Origin of the sequence: Companilactobacillus suantsaicola, from assembly GCF_004745525.1 — a bacterium.
GTDB classification, from domain to species: Bacteria; Bacillota; Bacilli; order Lactobacillales; family Lactobacillaceae; genus Companilactobacillus; species Companilactobacillus suantsaicola.
This window is the reverse complement of the sequence record NZ_RKLY01000011.1, coordinates 77,348-83,455: the sequence shown is the minus strand read 5'-3', so window position 1 is coordinate 83,455 and position 6,108 is coordinate 77,348. Positions and strand designations below refer to the sequence as shown.

General features: G+C 37.2%; 6 protein-coding genes. 2 read left to right on the top strand and 4 right to left on the bottom strand.

What is annotated here, in order from left to right:
• Positions 1-157: 157 nt before the first annotated feature.
• The 3 genes from EGT49_RS05800 to EGT49_RS05790 form a co-directional block, all read right to left on the bottom strand.
• On the bottom strand, positions 158-493 hold the full coding sequence (locus EGT49_RS05800) for a type II toxin-antitoxin system YafQ family toxin (protein WP_135372436.1): 336 nt from the start codon (positions 491-493) through the stop codon (positions 158-160).
• Positions 493-789 (bottom strand): type II toxin-antitoxin system Phd/YefM family antitoxin, encoded by a 297-nt coding sequence (locus tag EGT49_RS05795; RefSeq protein ID WP_135372434.1) that lies wholly within the window; start codon positions 787-789, stop codon positions 493-495. Before EGT49_RS05795 ends, EGT49_RS05800 begins: the two co-directional genes overlap by 1 nt.
• A gap of 146 nt (positions 790-935) precedes the next feature.
• Entirely contained in the window at positions 936-3,263 is a 2,328-nt protein-coding gene (locus tag EGT49_RS05790; RefSeq protein ID WP_135372432.1) for an ABC transporter ATP-binding protein/permease, read from the bottom strand.
• Positions 3,264-3,451: 188 nt separating this feature from the next.
• Between EGT49_RS05790 and EGT49_RS05785 the strand changes: the two genes are divergently transcribed.
• Positions 3,452-3,985: a TetR/AcrR family transcriptional regulator gene (locus EGT49_RS05785; protein ID WP_135372430.1), complete on the top strand. Its 534-nt coding sequence runs from the start codon at positions 3,452-3,454 to the stop codon at positions 3,983-3,985.
• Between the two features lie 99 nt (positions 3,986-4,084).
• Here EGT49_RS05785 and EGT49_RS05780 read toward each other — a convergent pair whose 3' ends face one another.
• Positions 4,085-4,609 (bottom strand): PadR family transcriptional regulator, encoded by a 525-nt coding sequence (locus EGT49_RS05780; protein WP_135372428.1) that lies wholly within the window; start codon positions 4,607-4,609, stop codon positions 4,085-4,087.
• Between the two features lie 69 nt (positions 4,610-4,678).
• Between EGT49_RS05780 and EGT49_RS05775 the strand changes: the two genes are divergently transcribed.
• Positions 4,679-6,097, top strand: a complete 1,419-nt coding sequence (locus EGT49_RS05775; protein ID WP_135372426.1) for an MFS transporter — start codon at positions 4,679-4,681, stop codon at positions 6,095-6,097.
• Positions 6,098-6,108: the final 11 nt, after the last annotated feature.

The window sequence follows — 6,108 nt, the reverse complement described above, 5'->3', positions numbered from 1 at the left end:
CTTGGCTTGCGGCTACTAATAATCTGGCACTCCAATCCTGATAGATCTTAAGTTTTTTTTATTTTTTCGGAGTGGCTAACTTGTTCTTGCAATTTGCGATTATATCTTATTGTCTGTTTTAAATTATTTTCTTAGGAAAAATTGATTGTAAATTCACCTATTTATTTTTTCGGTAGTGGCCATGAAATAGCTTGTTGTGTGAACCAATATTAACTGCAATAAAAATTAAATCTTGGTCATCGATTTTGTAAATGATTAAAATGTCATTTATTTCATTTGGTTGTTGTCCTTTAGAGGTGTCACGAAGATGGAATTCTCGATAACCAGTATAACTTCCCTCAAGCCCATGGTCCTGGAAGTCATTTGGAAGAGAATCTCCTGCTAGTAAAATCAAAATTGCTGCCTTTGTTTCGTCAACAATTGTTGGATCAAGCTGTGCAAGATAAGTTAGACTTCTCTCAAAAGATTTTCGTGGCCGATATTGATATACCATTATTTATTGTTGTCCTTAGGCTTAAAGTTATTCCAGTAATCATCAGTGGGTTTAACGATAGGATCATCTGGCAAAATATGCATTTCGATTAATTTATCACGAGCAATTGCATAATCTAAAGAATCTTCTTTAGCATTAACGGCTTCAAGAAGAGTGTTAAGCTGGTCTTGTGAGATAACCGCAGCTGCACGTTGATTTGAACGAGCGATTAAAACGGTTTGGTTATTATTATTAACCTGATCTAGGTAATCCTTAATATGATTACGAAAATCACTTTGAGTAGTTGCAATTGGCATAATAAAAACTCCCTTCCTTTTTGGTAACTATATTGTACTATATCATGTACGTTATAGCTACAAAAAGGCTAAAGCCTAGTCCACAAAAAGAAAAGACTGTATTAATTGGTTTTTCTTCCAATTAATACAGTCTTTTTAAAATGTAACTATTCGGAACGCAATGCTGCAGCAGCATCTTTTTTAGCTGCCATCTTGGCGGGAATGTGTCCACCGATTACGGTTAGAACTGTACTGATAATGATCAAGACGATAGCATGAACGGGGTTCAATTGCGAAACGTTTGATAAATTAGTTAAGTTCTTCAAGATAGCATTGATTGGGAAAGTTGCTAACCAGGCGATGATGATTCCTAAGACACCAGATGAAACACCTAAAATAGTAGTTTCAGCATCGAAGACGCGAGTAACATCTTTCTTTCTAGCACCAAGAGCTTTCAAAATACCAATTTCTTTGGTTCTTTCAAGAACTGATGTGTAAGTGATGATACCAATCATGATCATACTTGTAACTAGTGAAATTCCGGCGAAGGCGACTAAGACGTAAGTGATAGCGTCCATCAAACCACCAGTTAAGGTTGAAACTTGACCAGCTAGATCAGTGTAGATAACTTTGTTGGATTCTTTCTTGCCTTTGTTGAACTTATCTAAGTAATCCAAAACCTTATCTTTAGTCTTGAAAGTACTTGGGTAAATTAAGATGCTTGATGGTTGAGTTGAACCACCTAAGTAACTGATGAGTGAGTCCTTAGTTGTAGCGTCGTCAACACTAGCACCAGTTAAAACATTAGTATCGCTACTCTTTTGAGCTTTGACGATGTCAGAATCTTTATTAGTATTAACGATATCTTTGGTTAATTGGTCACTGTAAGCAATTCCTGAAGAAAGGATGTTTTCAGATGATTCAGACTTAACTTTTAAGATAGCGCTGATCTTGACAGTCTTGTTATTGGCATTGTTGTAGAGACTAGTTAAATCGGAATTTGGGGTGTAGAGGTTAGTAGCAACTTGGTTGTAGTAATCATTGTTACCAACTACTTTGAATTCTTGACCGACAATTTTGTCAAAATCGAGTTTCTGGTTGTCTTTAACTTTCATGCCGATGTTTTTTAGCGCGTTGATATTTGTCGAGTTATCACGGTCGACGATCAAAACAACTTCGTTAGCATTGTCAGGTAGTGAACCAGAAATTACTTTGTAGTGTTTCTTCAAGAAGTTCTTACCATTGTTGTCAGAACTAGGATAAACTGAACTACCGATTCCTGTTGAGGAAGCCATAGCTGAAGCCATTCCACTCATCGAATTAGAACTGCTGGCGTTAGAAAATTGAGCTGTTTTGACTTTACCGTCAACTTTAGTTAGAAGATTCATCCCAGTTGTGTAATTGTAAGTAATATTCTTACTTAGTTCGGGTGATAGGTTCTTAATATAGTTAACGTATTTTTTATTTAATTTATTAGTGTGGGTCGATTTCTCTTGTTGGCTAAGTTTAGCGGTAACTTTTTTCGAGTTGGAGTTCTTAGTCTTTTGGCTGTCCGGAGCGGTTTGCTTAGAAGCTGTTTGAGAAATCGTTACCGGAAATTGAGCTAGGGTATTGCCTTGAGTTTTGTCGATTTGTTTTTGGAATCCAGACGACAAGGCTAAAACAATCGCAATACTGATGATACCGATACTTGAAGCAAAAGCGGTTAGAGCTGTCCGGCCTTTTTTAGTTTTTAGGTTAGTGAATGATAACTTCAAAGCAGTCCAGAAAGTCATCTTAGTTTTCTTTAATTCGAAATTATCTTGAGTTGCGTCTTCAACGAAAGGATTAGAATCGTTCAAAATTTTACCATCAGCAAAGTTGATAATTCGATCCGTATACTCTTTAGCAAGAGTAGGGTTGTGAGTAACCATGATAACTAGACGCTCAGCTGACAATTCTTTGATCAACTGCATAATTTCTTCACTAGTTTCAGTATCTAGTGCTCCAGTTGGTTCATCACAAAGTAAAATTTCTGGGTCATTAGCAATCGCACGGGCAATCGCAACACGTTGTAGTTGACCACCGGAAAGTTGGTTAGGCTTTTTGTTGATGTGTGGACCTAAGCCGACTCGTTCTAGTGCTTCACGAGCTTTCTTAGCTTTTTCCTCATTACTGACACCACTAAGGGTCATCCCCAATTCAACGTTATCAATGATGCTCAAATGTCCGATAATGTTGTAACTTTGGAAAATGAAACCGACTGAATTATTTCGATAAGCATCCCAATCGGATTCAGAGAAGTCCTTGGTTGATTTACCTTTGATAACTAAGTCACCGGAGTCATAAATATCAAGGCCACCGATACCATTAAGCATCGTCGTCTTACCAGAACCACTAGGGCCTAGAATAGCGACAAATTCTTGCTTACGAAAAGCCACCGAGACATCATCTAGAGCTTTAGTAACTGAATCACCAACATGATAGTATTTTTTGATGTGTTTTAATTCCAGCATTAATTAACTCTCTCTCTAATTTTAAATTTTGTAATGTTATTCAATAAATAATTTGTTACACTGTCATTATTGCAACACTATGTTTCATATAATAAAAACTTTGCAAACTTTTTTCAACCGTCAATTTGCAACAAAGTGTTTTTAATTAAACAAATATCACAAAGGTGTTGTTTTTTAGGAGAAAAAAGATGGTAGGAACAAGAAACAATCGTCGAGCTCAATATACCAAAAATCTGATAAAAGAGACAGTTTTATCCCTTTTACAAACCAAAACGATCGACACGATAACGGTCACTGAAGTGTGTTCAGAAGCGGACATCAATCGAACGACTTTTTATCGATATTTTGATGATGTTTATAAATGTGTCGACCAAATCGAACGTGATTTTCTAGATGAATTGAGCTTTCCTAAGGACACTTCCATGATGGAAGGTTTAACCATCGTCTTGAGCGAATTTTATAAGAATCCCCAGTTGAGTAATTTAGTCTTCGTCGAGCGCAAAACGAAATTGTTGGATAGATTATTTCTCGATCACCCACACCCAACTCCCAAAACTGCAGCTGATGCCTATCAAGCGACGTATATTATGCTAGGTATTCAGGGAATTATGAAGCAGTGGGTCAAAACCGGGATGAAAGAGTCACCAGAGGAGTTGACCAAGATAATAGTTTCAATTTTATTTGCGGACAATATCCAGTCTGAACGAGACAAGATGCTTTGATTAGTATGCTGAATAAAAAATGGGCAACCACTCTGATCACGGAGCAGCTGCCTCTTTTTCGTAAGTTTTGTTCTATCTAAACTACAGACTGGATACTATTTACTTTAAAAGTTCTTTTTTCCACAATTTGAGATCTGACTTTTTGTTAGCTAATTCTTTTCTAATAATCAATTCACGTCCGTATTGTTCGGGATGAGAAACTACTTCGGCTAGTTCCAATTCCAGTTGTGCAATTTCTACTTTTAGCGTTTGTTGACGTTTCTTCAACAATTTTTGCAAAATATCCGCATGCTCTTTACCCAAAAAATGTAGTCTCAAAACAAAATTATCATTGTCTAACGTCGTGATTTCAGGAGATAATGGTTGTTTGATCCATTCATTAAAAATAGACCTACCAGTAGTAGTTAATTGGTAGGTTTTTTTGCGGCTTTCTTGGATAGTTGGAAGTAATTGAATTAAATCCTTTTTCAAAAGTCGATTTAGTTCTGGATAAATTTGACTGAAAGGGGCAGTCCAGAATTCGGCTTTCTCTTTGTCAAAGGTTTGCTTGATATCGTAACCGGTCATATCTTGTCGAGTTAATAGTCCGAGAATCATATATTGGAGCGTGTTTGAACGTGCCATGAGAACTCCTTTACAAATTTTTGATGTGTATTAAACTATATATATTAATATATAGTATAGAGGATAATTATGGAATCAATTAAGAGTAAAAACCTGACGATGATCCTGATTGGTGTGGGCATCGTTATTTTTATGTCTACCCTTGATAGTAGCATTGTCACCGTGGCACTGCCAGTCTTGAGTAAGGCATTACACACCAATATGAGTTTGATCAATTGGGTTGTAACACTGTATTTGATCGTGATGAGTACGACCTTAATGATCTTTGGAAAACTCGGTGATAAATATGGAAAAATCAAATTTTTCAAATGGGGAACGATTCTATTCGTTGTTAGTTCGGCTTTATGTGCTTTGTCAGTCAGTTGGTTGACATTGATTTTGGCTAGAAGCTTGCAAGCCTTGGGAGCGGCGATGACGATGGCAACTTCTAACGGCATCATTGTTGAAGTATTTCCAGATGATCGTCGCGGTCAGGCCTTAGGTTGGATGGGTTCATTCGTGTCACTCGGAGGTATCATCGGACCTAGTATCGGAGGGATTTTGTTGAATTTCTTCCCTTGGCACATCATTTTCTGGTTGAACGTACCAATTGGTTTTATTGCAGCATTTTTGTTATTTAAGTATTTGCCTAGTGATTTGGACAAAAAATATCCTAGCGCTAGTTTTGATTTATGGGGATCACTCTTGTTGATCGTCGGATTCACTAGTTTATTCATTGGTATTTTGTTGAGTCAACAATTAGGGTGGAGTGATTGGCGAATCATCAGTTTAACGTTGATCGGTTTAATTTTAATGGCGTTATTGTATCGTTATGAGACTAAGCAAAATGAACCGATTCTGCCGGTTTCATTGTTCAAGAATAAGTGGTTTTCAGTCCAATTATTGGCTTGTTTCTTAGTCTTTATCGTCGATTTCTTCTTCGATGTTATAGCACCGTTTTATCTCCAAAATGCCCGGGAATTCAGCCCCTTGTTCAGTGGGTTCTTCTTATTGATATTCCCAGTTGTACAGCTATTTGTGGCTCCAATTTCGGGAAGTTTAGCCGATAAACACGATCCGTTTAAAATCACCTTAGTTGGTTTAGCTATCATCAGTTTTGGCCAAATCTTCTACGTTTTGAGCGGTTTAAACAATACTGTTTTGATTTTTGCTTTCGGAGCAGCCATGGCGGGACTTGGTAATGGCTTGTTCCACTCACCAAATAACGTTTTAGTTATGAGCAATGTTGCCGAAAAAGATTACGGTTCTGCCGGTAGTGTGTACTCACTCGCTAGAACTGTTGGGATGGTCGTCGGTTCGGCGATGTCAACGACTCTTTTGTTTGGCTCGATGTCTTTGATTAAAGGAACTCGAGTTAAATCTTATTTAGCAAGTGACCCGCAATTATTCATTGATGGGATGCACTTTACCTTCGGATTGTCATGCGTGATTAGTATTATTTTACTAGCAGGAATCTACTTTTGGCATAAAAAAGCTACCTCAAAGTAGATTGGAAGTAG